We start from the raw sequence: 20,944 nt of genomic DNA on the forward strand, positions 1-20,944 counted from the left end.
AATTCATTTATTATTTAAAAATTGCTTTTCCAATTTAATGACCGGCTGGAAATACGCCTTTCGCTTTCGTCCGGGTTAGTTACGGCTTTAGCTACTTCCGGTTGTGGCGGAGACGGGTCGGGAGAAGTGGTGGCTGCTGCCGATTCTTTTGATGAACTGTTTTTTATATCAGAAGTATCAGGCACAGCTTTTTCTTGTTTGGTGTGGTTGTCGTGTTGTTTGTCATTATGACTGCTGCCACCAAGATTATTTATAAGGCCAAGTACAGCCGACATATTAGCGGCATTTAGCTTGGATTTGAGTTGCGGGCTGTTTAGTAAAGGCAGGAGTGATATAAGTAAATCCGGAGAAGGACTGCCGCCGTCACTTTTTGCTATTTCACTGAGTATTTTTTGCAAGGGGTTTTCACTGCCGGAATTAGCGCTTTGCATAGGCGCACGGATATTTTGACTGCGATTGAGTATCGCAACCAGACAAAGAAGGGACAAAATATTGATTAAAGTATCGTAATTGTTGCTTTCCTGGGATAAGTTGTCTAAGAGTCGTGTGACAGACTGTAGAAGCGACTTATCCGTGATTTCATTAGCCATATAACCACCCCTTTAAAAAAGGCCGGGAATTTTGGGGAGATTTAAGTCACCGGCTAGTTTGGACATTGCCAGTTGATTCAGCTCACGTGATTTGTTTAACGCATTGTTTACGGTGGCCACTAGTAAATCCTGAAGCAGTGCAATATTTTCCGGCTTGAGATATTGCGTATTTAATTCTATGGTGACGATTTCCTGCTGGCCGTTAACAACGATTTTTATCACATCTCCACTGGTAACTTCAATTCGTTCTTGCTTTAATTGTTCCTGGATCATATCCACATTTTGTTGAATTTTTTTAACAACATCCATCATGTTCCCTAGGTTTTCCCACATACTCCCACCTCCGCTATATTTATATGCTACTTTATGCAGAAACAGTAAAAATGTGCGTCAATGTTAAAATAAAAAGGACCCGATAGGACTTAAATATCATATATTACACTAGCCAATTTAAAATCGTAGGGAGGCAGTGTTATGCGCTTACGGCGACACCATAAAACATTCCGTCATACTTATGATATTTCTACAAGTAAAGAAGAAAATATCGGGGAAGATCAGGAAGTTAAACCGGAAGAAATAGATCAGAAAGAAGCCAATCAGATAGAAACAACAATTAAGAAAAATTCACCGGCAGCACTGGTGAGAAAAATAGTCAATAATCCGAATTTTAGCTTTCAGATAGTTATTATTCTCTTAACTTTGCTTGGGGATAACGTGCCAATGGATCGTCATTTAAACGGAATCACTTCGACGATTGACAAAATTCGAAATGTCACCGAAGTCGTTAACCATTCTATGGAGTCCCTAAAGTCTGCAGCCGAGGCACCCAGACACATTCGTAAACTTTTAGAATAATGAAACCACTTAACTAAATACCACGAACTGTAACATCTTGTAACAATGCTCCATATTATGAAGTAAAGGGAAGAGCAACAGCAAGGATGTACAAATACATATTCGGCTGATTGTTCTCAAGTGACCAATAATAAGGAGGTAATTAAATGGCAAGAAATTGCGGCGGCTGGGGTGGTAATGGTTCTTGGTGGATTATCATTATTATTATTTTACTGCTTTTCTTTTTTGATGATGGACCATTTTTTTGTTAACCCGATTGCTTTATATTGAGGAGCATATCTCTGTATGTTCCTCAAATTTTATTGTATCTTAATGGAGAGCAAAGGATTTGATTAACAAACCCTTGTTTAATATATATATGCAGGAGTATAGAAAAACACGCGTTTTTACGCGTGTTTTTCTATGGAATATTTTTTTTGTCTCTTTCAGAGGAAGGCGATGGCGGAGGTGGCAGAGCAGTGTCCTCTTCTCTTTTCGGTAGCGGCGGTAAAGTGTTACTGTCGGCAGAGGGCTCTGTCGCGTTGTCCGATGGTACTTCGCCGGTTTTGTTTTTTGTTTTCTCTTTATCCTTTTCCTTGCCGGTATCGCTGCTAGAGGCAGATTGTTTGCTTGGTTGAGTTCCCTCAATAAAAATTTCGCTTTTGGCATCTTTATTGTTGGGATCGTTCACCAAAAGCCCGTCTTCAGTAGAAATTGTTGCCGATATGATGCCGCTGGGGCGAGGAAAATCGCGTGCTGGAACCGTGGTTAACGCTTTAGACATAAAGGTATGCCAAATCCTTGCCGGGATGGTACCACCGGTAATTCCATTAAGATACCCGTCATTGTCGTTACCCATCCAGACAGAGGCAACTAAGTCGGGAGTATAGCCCACGAACCAGGCATCCTTATAGTCATTGGTAGTACCGGTTTTACCGGCAGCAGGACGTCCGATGGCGGCTGCTGTGCCAGTGCCGCGCAAGATGACTCCTTTTAAAATATCGGTTAGAATATAGGCACTGCGTTCATTGATAACGGCCTTTTCATGAGGCGTATATTCTTCCAGTACCTTCCCGTTCCGGTCGACCACTTTTAAAATAGCAACCGGTTGAGCACGTACTCCCTGATTGGCAAGTACTCCATAGGCACTGGCCAATTCCAGAGGGGTGACGCCGCGCGTTAAGCCGCCCAGGGCCATGGCTAAATTGCGGTCATTGGTACCGCCGTCCAGGACTAATGTAGAAATTCCCATTTGTTGAGCATAATAAAGAGGTTTATCCGCTCCCAACTGCTTGGCAAGTTTTACGGTAGGGACATTTAAAGAATTTTCCAAAGCGGTGCGTAAAGTAACTTTTCCGTGGAACTTGTTGTCGTAGTTTACCGGAGACCAGTTATCAAAGCTGATCGGACTATCGTCCACAATGGTAGATGCGGTCATTCCGCTTTCAATAGCGGCTAAATAAACAAAGGGTTTAAACGCTGATCCCGGCTGCCTTTCAGCCATAACGGCACGGTTAAATTGATCAGTTCCCCGGCCACCTACCATGGCTTTAATATATCCGGTATGCGGATCAATTGCCACCAGAGCTCCCTGTGGCTGTTGAATTCCGCTGCTGTCAGTCTTTACGGTGGGCAATTGCTGCATGGCGGCTTCCGCTGCTTCCTGCATATGAGTATCCAGCGTGGTATAAATTTTGAGTCCTTCTTTATAAACGGCATCAGCACCGTATTTGTCAATTAGCTGCTGCAGTACGTAATCAACAAAATAGGGGGCGACATCGGAGACCGAATTTTGCCCGGATTTTGATGCTAAAACAAGTTTTTCTTTTTGTGTTTTGGCGGCTGTATTACCGTCAATATAGCCGTATTTTACCATTTGTTCTAAGACTGTGGCTTGGCGCTGTGTTGCCGCCTTTAGATTATTTAGAGGTGAATAATAATTCGGGCTTTTGGGGATACCGGCCAGCATGGCACATTCAGCCAGCGTCAAATCTTCAACATTTTTCCCAAAATATACCTGAGCTGCCGACTGGACGCCATAGGCACCCTGACCAAAGTAAATATGATTTAAATACATTTCGAGAATTTCAGTCTTGGTATATTGTTGTTCAATCTGTAACGCTAAAAAAGCTTCCTGGATTTTACGCTTTATGGTTTGATCTTGGGTTAAAAGCGCATTTTTGGCTAATTGCTGGGTGATAGTACTACCGCCTTCAGCAACGCCTCTGTTAGTAATGTTGGCCCACACAGCCCGTAAGATGCCTTTGGGATCGATACCGATATGTTGATAAAATCTGGAATCTTCGGTGGCGATAAAAGCATTCTGCAGATTTTTAGGAATTTTGTTAATGGATACAGGCAAACGGTTTTCGGTGGAATGAATGGTAGTAATGGGAGTGCCCTGACTATCAAAAATTTGCGAAGAGGCAGCAGGTCTAATGTCTCCTTTTAATCCCGGCATTGTTTGAATACTGGCAGTCAAAAAACCAATGCCGGCACCGGCAACCATAACAACAAATATAATTATTGCAATTACCGCTATTCTGGATAAAAATTTTTTTGAAGTGCGTCGGCTTTTGGACTGCTTGTCCTTTTGTTCATTATACATAGCGAGTATGGCAACCTCCTTCAAATACGATGACCCATCACAGGAATACCAAGTTATTATACCATAAAATATCAAGTAAACATATAATATTAGACAAGCAAAACGACTTCAAGCTGCTATATTATTGAAACCAGCGGGAAAAATAATACCAGAATTATTTTGCATTACAGAGGGAAAAGGATTTTTTTATTCCATGCCGAACTAAAAATGTCAATGCATAAGATATGTGTAAGAGGCAGTTGGAAGGGGATGTACTTATTTGTTACGCGGTGTCAGAGGAGCTACGACTGTAGAAGAAAATAAACGTGATGAGATTTTTACCAGTGTTGCTGAATTGTTAACTGGTCTTGTGGAGGAAAATAATATTTGTTTAGAAGATGTCGGAGCTGTCATATTTAGTTCCACGCCCGATATTAATGCTGCATTTCCTGCAGCTGGTGCCAGGGCATTAGGATGGTCGGATGTACCCTTGTTTGGCACGCTGGAAATTGATAATCCGGAGGGGGTACCACGCTGTATACGGGTGTTAATCTTATGGAATACACAGGTTCCACAGCATTTAGTTAAACATTTATACTTAAAAGGGGCGACGGTGTTAAGGCAGGATCTAACATCTTGATATAATTGAAGAGGCACAGCGTAATGAGACGGTGTGCCTTTTGTAACGCATCAATTTCTTATATGAATTAGGTGATGGTATGTCTTTGATTTCAATAGTAGTGCCGGTTTTTAATGAAGAAGATAACATTGAGAATTTCTACAGGGAGCTTTGTCATGTCTGGGTACCGTTAACGCATGAGTTTGAACTCATTTTTGTCGATGATGGCTCAAGTGATGCCACACCGATTCTATTAGAAAGATTGAGTCAGCAAGATTCACGGGTGAGTGCTTTAATTTTGGCCCGTAATTTCGGCCACCAAATTGCTTTAACCTGTGGACTGGATCATACATCAGGAGATGCAGTGATTACTATGGATGGAGATATGCAACATCCTCCTGAATTGTTACCTACCCTTATAAAACAATGGGAGAACGGCTTTGAAGTTGTTCAGACCATTCGTAAAAATACAGAAGGCGTATCCCGATTAAAAAAAATCACGTCCTTACTTTTTTATAAAATGATTAATGCAATGTCCAAGGTGCGTGTGCAGGAGGGTGGCTCTGATTTTCGTCTGATGGATAAACGAGTTGTCGAAAGTTTTCGCTGTTTTCGGGAAAGGGCAAGATTTATTCGTGGTATGATAGGGGCAATTGGCTACAGGCAGGTACAGATTGATTTTGTAGCTCCTAGACGTTTTGCCGGAAAATCAAAGTTTTCCTTAAAAAAAATGCTGCATTTTGCATTGGATGGTATTACGGCCTATTCCAAATTACCATTACGCGTTGCTTTCTATATAGGATTGCTTTTTTCTTTTCTCAGTTTTACCCTAACCATGCATCTTGTATATATTAAAATGTTTACCGAAGAAGCTGTGCCCGGTTGGACCACGGCTTCAGTCAGTATTTCGCTTTTGGGAGGGATACAGTTGCTGGGACTGGGGATTATCGGTGAATATGTAGGGCGAATTTTTGAGGAAGTTAAACAACGACCTTTGTATTGGATTCGTGATGAATATAAAAGTGGAAAAAAATAAAATAATATACAAAATATGCAGATTTCTGGCAGGATTTTTTGTAAAAATCTTGAATATTTACTGTGTTTGAGCAATTAAGCCGAATCCAGCTCAGGTACGGGGGAACCGTTTGTCAGGGGTGAAACTCATTATGAGTAGGGGGACCTCAACCCTAACCCGTCAGCTAACCTCGGAGGCTATGGGAGGAGCAGTCGAGTGGGTAAAGTTTTTCGTGTTTTTGTGTTGTTTTTGTTGGTGTTTTGTGTTTTTCCCATTACCTATGCTTTTGCGGCTTACCAGCAGGGCGATATGGGGCCGGAGGTGTCGGAGATTCAGTCTAAGCTGAATGAATTCGGCTATGATGCGGGAGCGGTTGACGGCAATTTTGGTTCAAAGACAACGGCTGCTGTCCGGTCTTTTCAGCGGGATCGGGGAATTGAAGATGACGGCATTGTCGGATCGCAAACATATCGTTTGTTAATGGGGCGTGACATCCCGGTAAGTCGTGACGGATCGACGGTTATGACGCGAAGGGTTATACAGACAGCTTTAGGTTATACCGGTGTCCCGTATCGATTCGGTGGTACATCTCCTAGCGGCTTTGATTGCTCGGGCTTTGTGCAGTTTGTTTTTGCACAGAGTGGCGTGTATCTTCCCAGAACAGCCGATGAGGATTTTTCCAGGGGACAGGCCGTTTCGTATAGCCGGCTCCAGCCGGGCGATCTGGTTTTCTTCAGTACATATGCACCTGGACCTTCTCATGTTGGGATTTATTTAGGAAACGGGTCCTTCATTAGTGCTACAACCAGTCGTGGTGTAGTTGTGGATCCATTGGGAAGCGGGTATTGGGGAGCCCGTTATATCGGAGCTCGTCGAGTGTTATAATTATTTTCTAGGGAGGCGCGGGCTTCCCTCTTTGTTTTTCACTGTACAGTATTAACCTTTTATCACATAATAATGAACAGAAAGATGATAAATACAGATGAACGAAATTATAGCAAGATTAAAAGAACAGGGGTATCGACTGACATCTCAACGCAAAGCTATTGTACTAAGGGTGACTGAGGCTGCGGAGCCCTTGACAGCCATCCTGATTTGGCAGAGTGTGCGTCAGGAATACCCTAATATTAGTTTGGATACCGTTTATCGCAATCTTAATGTACTGGCTGAGATGGGGATACTAATTCCCATTGGCAGTGCCGGAAAAGATGGAGTTCGCTATGAACTTGTCCATTCGGCACACCACCATCATATTGTTTGTGTAAAATGCGGACAAAGCAGGTGCATTGACTATTGTCCGGTTAATCAAGATTTGCTGGATATAGTGCATGCGTCCGGTTACGATCTTATCCGTCACACAGTTGAGTTTTTTGGTGTATGCGCTGTCTGTCAGAATACAAAAGGGGCATTAGAATGAACGGTGTGAAAGTAAATCATATTTCATTTTCCTATGGAAGTAATCCGGTACTTGAAGATATAACCATGACAGTAGAAGACGGCGAATTTTTAGCCGTTTTTGGGCCGAATGGTGCCGGTAAAAGTACTTTGCTTAAAATTATTGCCGGTGTTTTACTTCCAGATAAGGGGAAAATAGAGGTGTGCGAACGAGAACTCCTGAAGGCCAGGCGGAACGGAATGATTAGTTACGTGCCTCAAAATTATGGGAAAAATACGTCTGATTTTCCGATTACAGTTGCTGAAGTCGTTGCTTTAGGTTTGGTTTCGGGAAAATATTCATATGGATATAGAAAGAAAGTATCACAGCATATAATCGAACACATGTTAGAATTGGTGCAAGCCGCTGATTTACGGGATCGCCGAATAGGAGAACTGTCCGGCGGACAGCAGCAAAGAGTTATGGTTGCTATGGCATTGGCTAAAAATCCTAAATTATTGCTTTTGGACGAGCCCACAAGCGGTATTGATTACGCGGCAAGTCACAGAATTTATGAATTATTGGGTACGCTGAACAAGAATTTGGGAATTACTGTGATTATGATTTCTCATGATATAAAAAATGCAGCTGTTTGGGCCACCAGTGTGGCTTGTATAAATCGTGGTTTATGTTTCCGCGGAAATAGTGAAGAATTTCGTATAACTCATGAACAGGGCCGTCACTTATGGTATTAGTCTCAAAAAAGAAGGTGAGGTGATGGTATTGGAATTCTTGCAATATGATTTTATGCAACGGGCTTTCGCTGCTGGTTTAATTACCGCGGTTGTGTGTCCGCTGATCGGTATTTTTGTAGTTGTCCGTCGGCAATCGCTAATCGGTGATGGGTTAGGGCATATCGCTTTTGCCGGAGTTGCTGCCGGTCACATGGCTGGCATATATCCCATCGTAGGTGCATTGCTTTTGACTTTGGGCGGAGCAGTGGGCATTGAATTAATAAGGAGACGACACTCACAGTATTCCGATATGGGTCTGGCCATTATTTTTTATGCAGGTGTGGCAATGGCTATTATTTTGAGTACAATGACTAAAATTCCTAGTTCAGGATTGTTAAGTTTTCTTTTTGGCAGTATTGTTACCGTTACCGGTAATGATGTGCTTTTGATTGCGATTTCGGGTAGCGTTATTTGTATCATTTTATATTTTGGATACAATCAATTGCTGTTGGCGGCTTTTAATGAAGATATAGCGAAAGTGTCCGGAATCAACACTGGTATGGTTAGTATGGTGTTTAGTATATTAACGGCTTTAGTTGTAGTTGTTGGCATGACTATTGTAGGAATATTGCTTGTTAGTGCTTTGATGATCGTGCCTGTGGCAGCAGCACACCTGCTTCACAAGGGTTTTAAGACTACTGCGGTATGGGCGGTATGCTTTTCAGTGTTATCGGTAGTAACGGGGCTGACTTCTTCTTTTTATTTGGATGTTGCGCCGGGTGGCACTATTGTTATGACGGCAATTGCTTTATATATAGTCACCGGCATGATTCAGGCATGGCAGAGCCGGAGTGTCAGGCAATAATGCTATTTTCTATCGGGCAGCAAAAAGATAATCAATCGTGCATATTGGCGGGTAAACGGTAAAACGAATAAGGACGAAATTAGATTAAATAGAGTATGGATATAGGCAATTTGTACACTAAAATTGTCGGAAAACAACCGAGTTAGGAGAGTCAGTGTGCTGGTAAACGGCAAGGCAACAACTACGCCGAGAAGATTTAGGAGAAGATGTGCTGCAGCTACACGACGTCCCGCCAGCGGAGAAGCTGCTCCCAAGAGCAGAGAGGAAAAGCAGGAGCCGATATTGTTGCCGTAAATAATATAAGCAGCACTGTCCAAAGACAAGAAACCATCTGCAGCTAGGGCCATGACTATTCCTGTAGCTGCGCTGCTCGACTGAAACAAAATAGTAATGAGTATGCCTGCGAGAATACCGTATCCGGGATTCTGCTGTGTAATGGCGAGACATTGCATAAGGAGGGTGTGTTCAGTGAGGCGGTTCAGGGCATTGGATAAATGATTTAGTCCGATAAACAAGCTAAGCATTCCTATGGCAAACATGCATGGGTAGCGCAATTTTTTTACCAGGATCATGAGTAAGGCTGTTAGCACCAATGCCGGCAGGGTGTGGTTTTCCGGGAGGGTCAGCGTCATCAACTGTACAGTAGAACAAGTACCAATATTGGCACCGAGGATAATCCCCAGAGCTTGATAAAAAGATAAATAGTTTGCGCTTACCAGCCCGATCGTAATTAGTGTTAAAGCACTGCTGCTTTGCATCAAAGCGGAGGCAATTGTACCTAGTACCATCCCGCGCCATGGTGTTATTGTCATCTTATGCAGGATTTGTTGTACTCGATGCCAAAATAAATGCTGTAAACTAAAGCGCATTAGGAAAATCCCGCTGAGCAACAGGCTAATCCCTACTATCAAAGTAATTAGAATATGCAAAATATTATACCTCCGTTTTTTTCTTTTACACTGTATGAATTTGTTGTAGAGAATATAATAACGAGTAGATTTTTGTAAAAAACATATTGGCTGTTGACGAGCTTGCCGGTTTTATCACTGCTTGCGCTTTAGTCAGCCGGACAAGAGTTTGGACAATCTGGAAGTGATATCAGTTATAAAAAGATGAAAGACAGGGCGTTTGCCAAAGCGGTTAACCGGGGGACTATTCTGCTCAGTGCCAATGATATGCGGGTCGATATGAAGGAGCGATTGAATTTGTAAAAATAGCCTTGGCTAATGCTGTTAAACAGCTGCAATATCGATGTTGGCTATTGACGGTTAGGCAGAACAATCGAAAAACTATTAAGTATAAAAACAGCAAGCTTGCATCCAAAATTTGGTTCAAGCTTGCTGCTTTTATAGAAATATCATGTGGACGGGCGGCATATAAATTAGTATTTGCAGAGAAGGAGAGAGCATATGGACAGGAATCTCCTGAAAGTAAAGACTCATTTATATGAAGCTGACGCCTATGAAAAAGTATATCAACAAATAGTCTGGCTCTTAAAAAGGCAACTAGATAGTATGATTCGTCCGGTTGTTGTTTTATGTATTGGTTCAGACCGTTATACAGGCGATGCTTTAGGACCTTTAACTGGAAGTTATTTGGAAGAAAGAAATGCTTTTCGCGTTTTTGGTACCATGAATTATCCCGTACATGCCGGAAATCTGGTGGAAGTAATCAATAGAATCGAGAATGAATATGGGAATCCTGTCATTATTGCTGTAGACGCTTGTCTGGGGAAACAGGCGGAAGTAGGAAATATCGAAGTATGGGAAGGCAGTATACGGGCAGGCAGTGCGGTAGGAAATCAACTTCCGCCGGTTGGACATATTTCCGTTATTGGTGTGGTGAATTCAGGAAGTGCATCGGGATATATCAATTTGCAGACGACTCCACTTTCCATGGTAATAAACATCAGCAAGATCATCAGCCGTGCTTTACAAGCCGCACTACAACAATATCCTCAGGAAGCGATACAAGCCCATACCGCCAAGTCTTCTTAGTCTCGGAAAAGTTGATCCCAGGTCATATACATACTGATTAGGACAATAGCAAGAAGAATCCCCAAATCACCGATGTATTCATGCATACTATTCACCGCCTTTACATGATTGCGTATATTAGCCAGATGGTTAGTTTCTTTATGTAACATTGTTGGATAATTTTCTCAGCAAGAAATCACAGACTGACAAGCACAATCGTGCCTCTTTCTCCATAGAATGAACAGATAGATTGACGGGAGGGATCAGCTTGTTATCTGTTTTTGCTGTTTTGGCCACAGCCGTAGTGCAGGGAATTACATTATTAGTATCCTATATAACAAATAATACGTTTCCTTTGCCTTTGTCCGAAAAAGAAGAGCAGATTTATTTAGAAAAACTCAAAAATGGTGATGAAAAAGCAAAGAATGTGTTGATTGAACATAATTTACGATTGGTAGCGCATATTGTTAAGAAATTTGATAATACCGGTGAAGATGTTGATGACTTAATATCGATTGGAACCATTGGCCTGATTAAAGCTATCAATACCTTTGACACTGCAAAAAAAATTAGATTGGCTACTTATGCGGCCCGCTGTATTGAAAATGAGATACTAATGCACCTTCGAAGTACACGCCGGATGCGTTCGGAAGTGAGTCTATATGATCCTATTGGAGTAGATAAGGAGGGGAACGAGTTCCTTTCTACGGTTTAGACGTATCAATGTTTCCGCTACTTCGGGAGCCTTGGAAAGAGGTCCATAGTGAATTCTTTTCCATTTTGGCTCTTTTCTTTTGTGTAAGTGGCATATTCTAAGACAGCTTTTAACATTTTATTTTTGGTTTCAGCATTTTCAATTTCATAATAGCTGTCTAGTAGTTTCTCCACTTTTGGAATGATATCCTTTTGGGCTTTTTCTTTTTTTAGTTCAACTTCTAAAATTGTATTGGTTTCTTCGATGCTGTCCGTAATGCCTATGATCCGGTCAGTTAATTTTTTTGCCCGTTCAACGAATGTTTTTTTATCATAAATGCCCTTTTCCAGAAGGTCATGAAGCCTGTCTTTTTGCTGTTCAGCCTCACGTAGTTCTTTTTGCAGGTACTGCAGGGTATGTCTTTTCGCATCTAATAGGGCTGTTTCTTCCATAGGAAGCTCATTTTCCCATTGCAGGCGGTATTGGTCTAACCAATTTGACAAGCCCTCTAATAAGGCGTTTTCGACGTAATCAAAGCGGCTGCTTTTATTGGTGCATTTGCCATAACACATAATATGGGGAGCCCTGTTTCCGTATGACCTAAATACCATCGATCGACCGCATACGCCACATTTAATTAATCCAGCCAAGGGATTGGTAAGACCGTTAATGAGTTGATAGGGAGGATGATATTTGGTCTTGATGATATCCTGAACTTGGTAAAATTCTTCTAATGTGACGTATGGTTCATGAGCATTATGCACCCAGATTTGTTCGTTGCGGGGGCGGGATCGAGTAGCTTTTTTCTTTCCAGGCAGGGTGGACTTTTTAATCTCTTTCTTTTTCCAGGCAATGACGCCGGCATAAACGGGATTTTTGAGTATATTTAGCACGGCGGAAGCAGTCCAAGGTTTCTCAGGGAAGTAGGAGGGATAGCCCATGGTGTTCAACTGGATAGCTACTTTATTAGCACCCATCATTTCCGGATACAGTTTCCAAATGAGTTCAGCAGCGGCACTCTGATCCGGATTTTTAACCAGATAGCGGCGCCTGTCTTTTTTTTCAATAAGATAACCGAAGGGCGGGTATGTGCCGATATAATTACCCTCCTCGACAGAGCCTAGTCTGCCGCTTTGCAGACGCCTGGTGATCAGCTTCAACTCTTTACGGGCCATGAAGCCTTCAAACTCCATGTACTCTTCGTCAAATTCATCATTTAAGTCATAAAGTTTGCGTGGTGTAACGATTAGGGTGTTCGATTGTTTTAGCTTTTTTAGGATAATTCCTTGATCTTCCATGTCGCCGCGGCCAAGACGGTCAATGGCTACGCACCAGACTGAGTTCCATTTGCCGGCTTCAATTTCTTTCAAGAGTTCGATCATTTGGGGTCTATGGATAATGCTTTCGCCAGACTCGAGTTCTTCAAACTGTTTTGTAATTTTGACTCCATATTCCTTAGAAAGCTTTAAGAGGGCGGTTTTATGGCGTGCTAACGTTTCACCCTCACCACGGGCCTCAGCCTCGCGATCTTCACGCGATTTGCGGAGGTAAGCGCAGGCCGGCTCAAGGTTTTTATAGTTTACTTTATTTTTAGTATACATAGTTGTACACCTACTAATTTATTATTTGAAGGTATAGTTGATTAATTGTCAATGGGTTCATTTTATATTAATGTAACCTGGAAAATTGTTTCACGTGGAAAAAATTGGAATATATAATTCTCTGTTAAAATCTTTCTATGAGTTATATTCAACTAAGGAAACACCTGTTAAAACTTGTATGGATTTAGCAGGTGTTTTGTGGGTTTATCAGAATTTTAGAGGGAGAGGTTCAATTAGATTTTTATTATAAATTAGAAATTTTCATATCTTATGAGGAATAATAATGTTTAATCAAAAATGGACCGCGTATTATAGATCCTATGAAGAGCATAATGGTATCAAAATCCGACTGAAGTCGGAGCTGTCTGGCACTATGAAACTAAAAATTTCAATTATGCACGTTTTCGTATTATGGCTGTAGCTTGCAATAAAGAGTCGATGTGAAGACCAAATTTAAAATTGTTTCATTTTTACGGATGTAAATTTTGTAGTTTACCAAAAAGGTTAAAATGCTGCTGAGGAACAAAGACAATGCAGTTTAAACCATATTGGAGCTACGCGGCAATATATATAGGTCATTGAAAGTTGCTGATAGGGAGGCCGTTGATTTAGATATGGACAAAAAAGAAAAGGTAAAGTATTGGATCCTACCAAAACTAAACAATCTGGAATTATTGCATGCAACCTATATAAATCATTCTTTTACGAAACATATTCATGAAGGATTTGCTATAGGCGTCATTGAACAGGGAGCACTTAAGTTTTCCTATCGAGGCAAAAAACTTATTGCTGGCCCGGGCTGTATTAATTTGGTCATTCCGGGAGAGGCCCATGACGGTACAGCTATGTCTGATGAGGGATGGACCTATCGGATGTTTTATCTTGAATCGGAGATCCTAGAGCAAGCTGTTTATGAAATATCAGGTAAGGTGCGAAAACCTCCGTTTTTTGCCGAGGGGGTTATCAAAGATGATTATATGGCGCATTTCATTAGGAAATTTCACCTTTTACTAGAGAATTCAGCTACCCCGCTAATCGAACAAGAATCGATTCTATTAACCATGGTAACGGAATTTGTTTTACGTCACGCCGATGAATATTCAACTGTAAAAAGCGCAAAGCAGGACAACCAGGCGGTTAGCTTAGCACGTGAATATATAGAGGATACCTATACACAAAATTTATCTCTTAAAAAGTTATCCGTTATTTGTAATCTTAGTCCGTTTCACTTGATTCGTATATTCAAAGAAAGTGTTGGAATTCCTCCACATGTATATCTGAAACAAGTTAGGATAAAACGGGCTAAAGAGCTTCTTGCTAAAGGGCTCTCCATGTCATTTATTGCTCAAGAAACAGGTTTTGCGGACCAGAGCCACTTTGCCAAGCAATTTAAGCAAATTACCGGAATTACTCCTAAAAAATATAGCAATATCATACAATAATTTTCTCTGGCAGGGTTTTAAAATAAAGGCAACTATATTTAAAAACTTACTGATTATAGGAGATGTTTGAGATGTTATCTGTTACAGAGCGATGGAAGCAGATCCATCAAGGCGCTAGCTTAGGGCTTATGGTTGTTAAGAATGTATCTTCTTTAGAACAATATGAAGCACTACAGGATTGTAAAAGAGATCTAGAGGCAGTACTCCGAGCGACCTTTACCAGTAAAGAAGAATTGTCTAAGTCTTTTCCCATTTCGGTTTATAGCGAATATTATAAGAGATATAAGAAGACGTACCATGTTTTTCAACAATTGGAATCAATAATTTTTAAGGGGAAATCAATTCCTGATGTTTCGCCAGTTGTTGAATCTATGTTTATGGCGGAATTGAAAAATGGCCTGCTGACTGCTGGACATGAGTATGCTGCATTAAACCTTCCATTAACACTTGATGTAGCAACAGGAAATGAAACATATACTTTGATAAATGGGAAAAAACAGGCAGTAAAACCGCAAGATATGATACTTTCTGATGCTGCAGATATTATTTCAAGCATTATATACGGACCGGATTTACGTACCTGTATTTTACCGGATACCAAGGATGTTGTTTTTATCGTATATGCACCGGTAGGTATATCGAGGGACATGGTGATTAACCATTTCACGGATATATATGCCTACGTTAAACTAGCCTCGCCAGAGGCTAGAATAGACCAACAACACGTATATGCCTAAAAGTAGTTTATATCGGCATTTAAGAGCCTCCTGTCGTAATTTTCTACAGCAGGAGGCTCTTACGTTGATATCTATAGTTAGGTTTAAATTCTACGTCTGCCTTATTAAATGCATCAATCCATTGAAATAGTATTTCTTTGGGCTTCATAATGTTACCTCCAGTTTAGATACTACAGGCATATTCGCTTTATGTGCTAATTATAACAAACAATTTTCGAGCGACGAAACCCAGGCGCAATACGCCTGGGTGTTTTATTGCTTTAGCTGTAGTAGTAATCACCGGATCCACTGATGCCAAGGCCAAGAATCCGGGACAGAGCCATATGGTGTTCAAAAGGAGATGAGCCTGGAATATTTCCTGGAAATATATGGGTGTAAATACTTGCGGATTCGCGAAATCAGGGAGTTTCAGGAGAGTATTGTGTAGCTTAATTACGACAGTGTGTTTGCCAATCGCAAACCCGGTGAGATCTATCTGGAGGATACACTGTAAATTAACACTAGGTAAGGGGCTAGATAAGAAAGGGGTGAAAATATGCTTCCTGTAAGGGTCGTCCTTGAGGATCAATTTCATATGATTAACTGAGGTGATGACCTGATGAAGTATGCTGTTACATACCGGATGGGTAAAGTGGTTGTTAACATAGTAGCCCCACTGCCAATAACGGAAGCGGAAAAGGAACGGATACTAAAAGAATATCGGCGTCACTTTTTAAAAGGCTGGAATGCTCTGCCTGTTGAACGACGCTTGGCAATCAATGCTATGCACGAAGCTGCCAGACAGTCTGAATAAATATCGGCGGATGACTTTGGCTATACTTAATATCATTCCTTAAATATGAACAAGCTGGAAATCGAGTTACAAGGTCAGAGAACAAAGAACGTAAATACGGTAATGATTTTAGCAGACCAGGAGAAAAGCGGGGCTACTCCTTCACGTGGAAAGGAAATACAAGAAACAAGCGTACTGTCCGGACGGTAGTAACAAAACCTTTTGAGGAGGCGTATTTTGCAACATTTCCGCCAGATTTGATAAAGACTTGTATATTGGCCGGTTGTCCCAGAAATGGCGTGATATTAGACCCTTTATGGAGCAGGGGCAACGGTGGTAACGGCATTTGAATTAGGGGACGTAATATGTAGGATTTGAAACATCAGATTACTGCAAAAAATAGCAGAACAACGAATACCGTAAGCAAGGAGATATAAGGGAGTCGTTAGGAATATTGTTATTTTGATAGTATTGTGACATAAAAACAGACCAGCCTTATGGGGGTGACTGGCCTAAATGGGAGAGATACATGCTTATTGGAACTGAAAAAGACGTATGAGAGGAAGGTGGTTCTAGGCCAATAGCCCATTCAATGGCCTAGAACCAAGGAAGGAGAATGTTACATAATATCTTATTCCGAAACTTGACTAAACGTGATAGAGACATAAAAAAACAGGCCAACCTTAAGGGGTGGTTGGCCTAAGTGGGAGAGGAGAAATTACTTTCTCACATGGTTAGTGTTCCTAGTTTAAGAAAATTTTATACATGGAGAGGGAAAGGCGGTAAAGAGGAATAAAGAAAATGAAGGCAGTCCGTTTTGCCTGGATGTTTTACTGATTCTTTGCATTTTTTACTGACTTAGCACTACTTATGGCGTTTGCTTCGTTGATATCTGCGCTAAATTGATCTAATGCTTCCTCGGTATCAGGAAAAATTTTCTTTTTTATCTTGGTATTACCTTTATCGATCTTTTCCTCCATGATGTTTTCACTCTTCATTTTATACACCTCCCAATAAAGTGTGCGCAGTTTATTTTGATTTACTCACAATTAATAAAAGATGACTCAATAAAGGACTATACAACAAGGCCAGCCGCGGGTAACAGCTGACCTTGTAAAAAGGAGAGTAAGTAAACAATATAATTATTACCTATTCTTGATAATTTTATACAGGATAGTGCGCGAATAATGAAAAAGAATACGAATTAAAAAAAGCCAGCCGGCAGTGCTGACCTTTGGAGAAAGAAAATATTTCATCTGGCTGAATATTAATATAAAAAGGAAAGACCAGCTGAAGAGCTGACCTTTCCTGGAAAGGGGATATTATTATGATAATCCATATTATGGAAATTGTCAACAAATAAAGGTCACTATGATAACTAGCTAAAACCCGGGGTAAGTCTTACGTGCTGCACAAATAAAAAAACAAGCCAGTCTTAAAAGGACTGGCCTAGAGAGGAAAATAATGCACAGTTAGTATGTGCGAATAGGCAGAATTTATACAGAAAAAGAGAAACAGGCCAGTCGGATGGGACCGCTGGCTTAGAATAAAAAAGAAGGAAAGGAAGGTTACATAATATATTATGCAGGGGAGAGGTAATGTGTGTCTAAAAAATAACTACATGATTTGACGGGAAAGTAAGTATTAGCAGCTATAGGGGGAATGTTACAAAAAATACCATAAAAGAATATTCGAGGTGATCGGGTAGGCAGAGCCAATAGAGAAGCAGATTGGCAGATATACAGGACAAGCTTAATAGATGCAAATATGGCAGGATCGAGTTTATTATTATCAATGGTCAGATTGAATTTAGTTCTTTTTCTAGCTACTCAGTTCCTACGACTATTTATACAGAATATAGCAGGGATTTTAATACATTCTATAGAGTAACAGGCCTCCATATTTTGCGCTAGCATATATAATGAAAACTGCTTAATTAGGTTGATTTGCTCCCGGCCTTGGCTGGGATCTGCCGCCAGAATAAAAAATAACCTTGTATTAGGTTCGCCCTGTCGGCTGGTGCTGGCAGGGCTTTTTTGTAACTATAAATCTTCTTACTGCATAAACTAACCCATCATAGTATTTTATGGAGGCGGTGATAATTATATGCTTGCATTAACTTATTTTATGCTGTTTTGCGGTATTATTACGATGGGAACATTATCGTATAAATTTTTTAAGATGCCGTGATGCTGCCTCTAACGGTTAGAATTTTATTTTATACAAAAAGCCCGATAACTTCGGCGCTGTTTTTCCACCTAAAATATGAAGTTGTGAGATTCGGCTGTCGGGCTTTTATATAAAATAAAGTATCTCATGATATTTTACGATAGTTAGGGTTGGAATAAAAATTCCGGCGGTCTTGGCTATTGGGCATAAATAAGACAATTGTCCTAAGAAAATGGGTGAAAATACTCAAGGATTTTATAGGGATTTACAGAATTAATTTTAGTCATATGAATAATCTAAAGGTGATGTTATGTCTTGGATTAGTTTCGGTTTAGGAAAACAACAGGTAAAATACAGACGTAAGAAGAGTAACCTTTGGTGGATTGTTATTTTGACTGTAATCGTTAGTGTTTTGGCAATCAAATATTCGTTATAGAATATCCTTGCTTTAGGAGAAGTGAGATTTCGCCCGGTGACTTCAGGCCGGGATTTTTATTTTTATTACAAAATGTGACATGCTTGTAATTCTGTAAGAATTGCTATAATCAAAATAAACAATAATTTCCATGATTCTCCCCGGCTTCGGCTGGTTTTTTTGTTCTGAAAATAAAATAATTTTGCGATGTTTTAACGACAGTTAAAAGTTATATTTAAGAATATATCTATGTCTATTATCATCACTTACATATAATGATAAAAGGGAGATGGGTAGTTATTAAAATGAATATTAAGGTAGCATTTATTCTAATAATATCAATATTTATTTATTTTAATTGCTCCACAGCAACTGCAAGGGTTGTGATAAATAATAATCAAGGAATAGTCAGTAAAATTACTTATGTCGATCCTTTGTTAAGAGTGGTTTTTGCTGGTAATAAGAATGAAAGCGGTAGTTATACTTATTCACTTCAGTGTTTTGCTGTTATGCAACAACCAGGTATAAATTTTAAAGATCAAGCGGAGTTTATTATTGATGATAAAGCAGAGAATTTTTCCATAATGAAAAAAGAAGTTAAAGAAATACAAAATAATAAATTCCTTATTTCAGCAATCTTTGATGCCGGGGATACCTCACAACCGACAATAGACAGCATTCTGCATGCAGAAAATATAGAAATAAAATTTATTCTTGAAAATGATGAAGTGTTAGATTGGCATGTGCCGGCTTATGTCTTAGCTGAATGGAAACAAGTTATTCAGGAAACTCAAAGTCGGCAATCTTTTAATTCAAAATAAATTTTTATGTGTAATAACTGATGAATAATAATTATTCAAATCTCAAGGAATGAAAGTCTTAACCAAGCAGCTATTAACTCTGCTGAACTGTAGAGAGCAAGAGTATGGCCCTACTCAGCCTTTAGGGTGCGGTCTCTTTAATACTTCATAAGTACTATTCCCGAGATGATTAATAATCCAGCAGTGATTTTAGAAATCGTTACCTTTTCTCCCAGTAATATTATGCCTAGTAGCAGGGAGACAAGAGGAAAGGCCGAAACAATAGGGGATACGCGACTTACCTCGCCAAATTTAAGCGCATAATAATAAGCAAATTGGCCCAGCAGAGCGGCGCAAATTCCTTCCAAACCAATAAATGCAATATCTTTTGTAGTGACTCCGACGATAAATCCCCACTGCCCTCTAATAGTAACCACAATTATTAATAGTATACTCACAATCATACTGCGTATAGTCAATGCTACCAATGGTTGGAGATCGGTTAATCCTATTTTCCCTAAAACTGGGGCTATACCCCAAAACATCATAGCGATACCTGCAAATATGTAGTCGTTCATTTACATCATCCTCTCCTTTATAAGCATTGCATATAAGTTCTAGTTAGGGCTAAACAAAAATCTTATAATTTAACATTTTTTGATATTTTTACGACAATTAAGATTTATACTTAATAGCTAGCGATAACTTCAACTCTATATATTGCTACCCCAATGGCTCGGTGGCTTCGGCCGCCGGGCTTATTAATTGTGTATCCCATGATATAATGTTACTATATTGGTAGATCTCTTGATAGTAAAAATATGAGCTAATGTGTTAAAAATACAAAAGGGGTATATAAGAATTAGTATGATCAAGGAAATGGATAATTTTGAAATTAATGAAGTTATGGATATCTGGCTAGAGACTAATATTGTTGCCCATGGTTTTATGCCAAAACAGTATTGGCTTGATAATTATGATACAGTTAAAAAACATTACATGCCTATTGCGAAAACCTTTATTTACAAGGAGGATGCAGTTGTTAAAGCTTTTATCAGTATTATTGATAATGCATTTATCGGAGCATTATTTGTTGCAAAAGACTATCAAGGTCAAGGCATAGGCTTAAAGCTAATTGACTACTGTAAATCTTTATATTCCAGTTTAGAACTAGCAGTCTATACAGAAAACATAAACGCTGTTAATTTTTATAAATACTGTGGTTTTGTAATTACGTCAGAGCAGCTAAATGAAGATTCCGGATATAAAGAGTATCTCATGGCATGGTCTAAAAAGGAACCATAATGGAGGTAATCAACGTAACAAAAATTCCTAACTTTGTAGTCCGGATGGCGTTTATTCGCTGTCCGGACTTTTTTATTTTGTAAATAAAATATTCTCACGATATTTTTACGATAATTAAGGATTATAATAAAAATGACTCTTGAAGTTAGCCGCTTTAAGGGTATTCCACAGGAAAGGAATGTGGTTTTCAGCCATATGTCCTTCCACCCAGATCACCCCTATTCCGTTCGGAGTGGGGGTTTTTATTTTTATATTTGTAGGATAAAAAATAGCCTTAACAGGCAGATTTCCTCACTGTAGTAGAGGTTCGCGCATGCTTCGATAGGAGTTTATGTTATAAAAATTTAATATGATTGTCACAATTTTGTAACAAAAAAGCATTATAATAAAGATAACTTTTGAAAGTATATATAC

At 39.8% G+C, this 20,944-nt stretch carries 20 protein-coding genes, 1 pseudogene and 1 riboswitch; of the genes and pseudogenes, 14 read left to right on the top strand and 7 right to left on the bottom strand.

The window, feature by feature from the left end; all coding sequences use genetic code 11:
- Window positions 1–14: 14 nt before the first annotated feature.
- Both P22_RS11355 and P22_RS11360 read right to left on the bottom strand, forming a co-directional pair.
- A complete protein-coding gene (locus P22_RS11355) occupies window positions 15–590 on the bottom strand; it encodes a hypothetical protein (RefSeq protein WP_054260357.1) in 576 nt (191 codons plus the stop codon).
- Between the two features lie 12 nt (window positions 591–602).
- Window positions 603–923 (bottom strand): YbaB/EbfC family nucleoid-associated protein, encoded by a 321-nt coding sequence (locus P22_RS11360; protein ID WP_054260358.1) that lies wholly within the window; start codon window positions 921–923, stop codon window positions 603–605.
- A 141-nt stretch (window positions 924–1,064) separates the two neighbouring features.
- Here P22_RS11360 and P22_RS11365 point away from each other — a divergent pair, with 141 nt between their 5' ends.
- Window positions 1,065–1,445: a hypothetical protein gene (locus P22_RS11365; RefSeq protein ID WP_054260359.1), complete on the top strand. Its 381-nt coding sequence runs from the start codon at window positions 1,065–1,067 to the stop codon at window positions 1,443–1,445.
- A 400-nt stretch (window positions 1,446–1,845) separates the two neighbouring features.
- Here P22_RS11365 and P22_RS11370 read toward each other — a convergent pair whose 3' ends face one another.
- A complete protein-coding gene (locus tag P22_RS11370; RefSeq protein ID WP_054260360.1) occupies window positions 1,846–4,032 on the bottom strand; it encodes a transglycosylase domain-containing protein in 2,187 nt (728 codons plus the stop codon).
- A gap of 259 nt (window positions 4,033–4,291) precedes the next feature.
- Between P22_RS11370 and aroH the strand changes: the two genes are divergently transcribed.
- From aroH to P22_RS11400, 6 genes are all read left to right on the top strand, one after another.
- Window positions 4,292–4,651 carry a chorismate mutase gene (aroH, locus tag P22_RS11375; RefSeq protein WP_054260361.1) on the top strand — a complete coding sequence of 120 codons (360 nt, stop codon included), beginning with the start codon at window positions 4,292–4,294 and terminating at the stop codon, window positions 4,649–4,651.
- Between the two features lie 79 nt (window positions 4,652–4,730).
- Window positions 4,731–5,666, top strand: a complete 936-nt coding sequence (locus tag P22_RS11380; RefSeq protein WP_054260362.1) for a glycosyltransferase family 2 protein — start codon at window positions 4,731–4,733, stop codon at window positions 5,664–5,666.
- Between the two features lie 67 nt (window positions 5,667–5,733).
- A riboswitch (cyclic di-AMP (ydaO/yuaA leader) is annotated at window positions 5,734–5,859 on the top strand.
- 2 nt (window positions 5,860–5,861) lie between these two features.
- Complete coding sequence (locus P22_RS11385; RefSeq protein WP_054260363.1) at window positions 5,862–6,530, top strand: C40 family peptidase; 669 nt, start codon at window positions 5,862–5,864, stop codon at window positions 6,528–6,530.
- 97 nt (window positions 6,531–6,627) lie between these two features.
- Window positions 6,628–7,062: a Fur family transcriptional regulator gene (locus P22_RS11390; RefSeq protein ID WP_054260364.1), complete on the top strand. Its 435-nt coding sequence runs from the start codon at window positions 6,628–6,630 to the stop codon at window positions 7,060–7,062.
- Entirely contained in the window at window positions 7,059–7,775 is a 717-nt protein-coding gene (locus tag P22_RS11395) for a metal ABC transporter ATP-binding protein (protein WP_054260365.1), read from the top strand. The genes P22_RS11390 and P22_RS11395 overlap by 4 nt, the downstream gene beginning before the upstream one ends.
- Before the next feature lie 22 nt (window positions 7,776–7,797).
- Complete coding sequence (locus tag P22_RS11400) at window positions 7,798–8,619, top strand: metal ABC transporter permease (RefSeq protein ID WP_235814627.1); 822 nt, start codon at window positions 7,798–7,800, stop codon at window positions 8,617–8,619.
- A 2-nt stretch (window positions 8,620–8,621) separates the two neighbouring features.
- On the opposite strand, the gene P22_RS11405 is transcribed toward P22_RS11400, so the two are convergent.
- Window positions 8,622–9,548 carry a Na/Pi cotransporter family protein gene (locus P22_RS11405; protein WP_054260366.1) on the bottom strand — a complete coding sequence of 309 codons (927 nt, stop codon included), beginning with the start codon at window positions 9,546–9,548 and terminating at the stop codon, window positions 8,622–8,624.
- Between the two features lie 480 nt (window positions 9,549–10,028).
- On the opposite strand from P22_RS11405, the gene yyaC reads away from it, so the two are divergent.
- Both yyaC and P22_RS11415 read left to right on the top strand, forming a co-directional pair.
- Entirely contained in the window at window positions 10,029–10,616 is a 588-nt protein-coding gene (gene yyaC, locus P22_RS11410) for a spore protease YyaC (protein ID WP_054260367.1), read from the top strand.
- Between the two features lie 292 nt (window positions 10,617–10,908).
- Window positions 10,909–11,286, top strand: a pseudogene (locus P22_RS11415) (sigma-70 family RNA polymerase sigma factor); the annotation flags it as partial.
- Between the two features lie 41 nt (window positions 11,287–11,327).
- Here P22_RS11415 and P22_RS11420 read toward each other — a convergent pair.
- Complete coding sequence (locus P22_RS11420; protein ID WP_054260368.1) at window positions 11,328–12,890, bottom strand: recombinase family protein; 1,563 nt, start codon at window positions 12,888–12,890, stop codon at window positions 11,328–11,330.
- Between the two features lie 614 nt (window positions 12,891–13,504).
- On the opposite strand from P22_RS11420, the gene P22_RS11425 reads away from it, so the two are divergent.
- The 3 genes from P22_RS11425 (at window position 13,505) to P22_RS11440 (ending at window position 15,862) form a co-directional block, all read left to right on the top strand.
- A complete protein-coding gene (locus tag P22_RS11425) occupies window positions 13,505–14,332 on the top strand; it encodes an AraC family transcriptional regulator (protein ID WP_054260369.1) in 828 nt (275 codons plus the stop codon).
- Window positions 14,333–14,403: 71 nt separating this feature from the next.
- Window positions 14,404–15,069 (top strand): tRNA synthetase subunit beta, encoded by a 666-nt coding sequence (locus P22_RS11430; protein WP_054260370.1) that lies wholly within the window; start codon window positions 14,404–14,406, stop codon window positions 15,067–15,069.
- Window positions 15,070–15,667: 598 nt separating this feature from the next.
- Window positions 15,668–15,862 (top strand): hypothetical protein, encoded by a 195-nt coding sequence (locus P22_RS11440; RefSeq protein WP_054260372.1) that lies wholly within the window; start codon window positions 15,668–15,670, stop codon window positions 15,860–15,862.
- A gap of 809 nt (window positions 15,863–16,671) precedes the next feature.
- Here the strand turns inward: P22_RS11440 and P22_RS20540 are convergent.
- Window positions 16,672–16,839: a hypothetical protein gene (locus tag P22_RS20540; protein ID WP_156318936.1), complete on the bottom strand. Its 168-nt coding sequence runs from the start codon at window positions 16,837–16,839 to the stop codon at window positions 16,672–16,674.
- 1,891 nt (window positions 16,840–18,730) lie between these two features.
- Here P22_RS20540 and P22_RS11445 point away from each other — a divergent pair.
- Complete coding sequence (locus tag P22_RS11445; protein ID WP_054260373.1) at window positions 18,731–19,246, top strand: hypothetical protein; 516 nt, start codon at window positions 18,731–18,733, stop codon at window positions 19,244–19,246.
- Between the two features lie 137 nt (window positions 19,247–19,383).
- Here the strand turns inward: P22_RS11445 and P22_RS11450 are convergent, their stop codons facing one another.
- The gene (locus tag P22_RS11450; protein ID WP_054260374.1) at window positions 19,384–19,803 is read right to left on the bottom strand and encodes an EamA family transporter; all 420 of its coding nucleotides are present in this window, start codon (window positions 19,801–19,803) and stop codon (window positions 19,384–19,386) included.
- A gap of 289 nt (window positions 19,804–20,092) precedes the next feature.
- Here P22_RS11450 and P22_RS11455 point away from each other — a divergent pair, with 289 nt between their 5' ends.
- Window positions 20,093–20,530: an N-acetyltransferase gene (locus P22_RS11455; RefSeq protein ID WP_054260375.1), complete on the top strand. Its 438-nt coding sequence runs from the start codon at window positions 20,093–20,095 to the stop codon at window positions 20,528–20,530.
- The last annotated feature ends 414 nt before the right edge of the window (window positions 20,531–20,944 follow it).

The organism is Propionispora sp. 2/2-37 (assembly GCF_001298735.1).
Taxonomy (GTDB): Bacteria; Bacillota; Negativicutes; order Propionisporales; family Propionisporaceae; genus Propionispora.

What these genes read in the sequence shown, in the direction of transcription:
- P22_RS11355 (WP_054260357.1), bottom strand. Translation starts at nt 590, where the DNA reads ATGGCTAATGAAATCACGGATAAGTCGCTTCTACAGTCTGTCACACGA.
- P22_RS11360 (WP_054260358.1), bottom strand. Translation starts at nt 923, where the DNA reads ATGTGGGAAAACCTAGGGAACATGATGGATGTTGTTAAAAAAATTCAA.
- P22_RS11365 (WP_054260359.1), top strand. Translation starts at nt 1,065, where the DNA reads ATGCGCTTACGGCGACACCATAAAACATTCCGTCATACTTATGATATT.
- P22_RS11370 (WP_054260360.1), bottom strand. Translation starts at nt 4,032, where the DNA reads ATGTATAATGAACAAAAGGACAAGCAGTCCAAAAGCCGACGCACTTCA.
- P22_RS11380 (WP_054260362.1), top strand. Translation starts at nt 4,731, where the DNA reads ATGTCTTTGATTTCAATAGTAGTGCCGGTTTTTAATGAAGAAGATAAC.
- P22_RS11390 (WP_054260364.1), top strand. Translation starts at nt 6,628, where the DNA reads ATGAACGAAATTATAGCAAGATTAAAAGAACAGGGGTATCGACTGACA.
- P22_RS11395 (WP_054260365.1), top strand. Translation starts at nt 7,059, where the DNA reads ATGAACGGTGTGAAAGTAAATCATATTTCATTTTCCTATGGAAGTAAT.
- P22_RS11400 (WP_235814627.1), top strand. Translation starts at nt 7,798, where the DNA reads ATGGTATTGGAATTCTTGCAATATGATTTTATGCAACGGGCTTTCGCT.
- yyaC (WP_054260367.1), top strand. Translation starts at nt 10,029, where the DNA reads ATGGACAGGAATCTCCTGAAAGTAAAGACTCATTTATATGAAGCTGAC.
- P22_RS11420 (WP_054260368.1), bottom strand. Translation starts at nt 12,890, where the DNA reads ATGTATACTAAAAATAAAGTAAACTATAAAAACCTTGAGCCGGCCTGC.
- P22_RS11425 (WP_054260369.1), top strand. Translation starts at nt 13,505, where the DNA reads ATGGACAAAAAAGAAAAGGTAAAGTATTGGATCCTACCAAAACTAAAC.
- P22_RS11430 (WP_054260370.1), top strand. Translation starts at nt 14,404, where the DNA reads ATGTTATCTGTTACAGAGCGATGGAAGCAGATCCATCAAGGCGCTAGC.
- P22_RS11440 (WP_054260372.1), top strand. Translation starts at nt 15,668, where the DNA reads ATGAAGTATGCTGTTACATACCGGATGGGTAAAGTGGTTGTTAACATA.
- P22_RS20540 (WP_156318936.1), bottom strand. Translation starts at nt 16,839, where the DNA reads ATGAAGAGTGAAAACATCATGGAGGAAAAGATCGATAAAGGTAATACC.
- P22_RS11445 (WP_054260373.1), top strand. Translation starts at nt 18,731, where the DNA reads ATGAATATTAAGGTAGCATTTATTCTAATAATATCAATATTTATTTAT.
- P22_RS11450 (WP_054260374.1), bottom strand. Translation starts at nt 19,803, where the DNA reads ATGAACGACTACATATTTGCAGGTATCGCTATGATGTTTTGGGGTATA.
- P22_RS11455 (WP_054260375.1), top strand. Translation starts at nt 20,093, where the DNA reads ATGATCAAGGAAATGGATAATTTTGAAATTAATGAAGTTATGGATATC.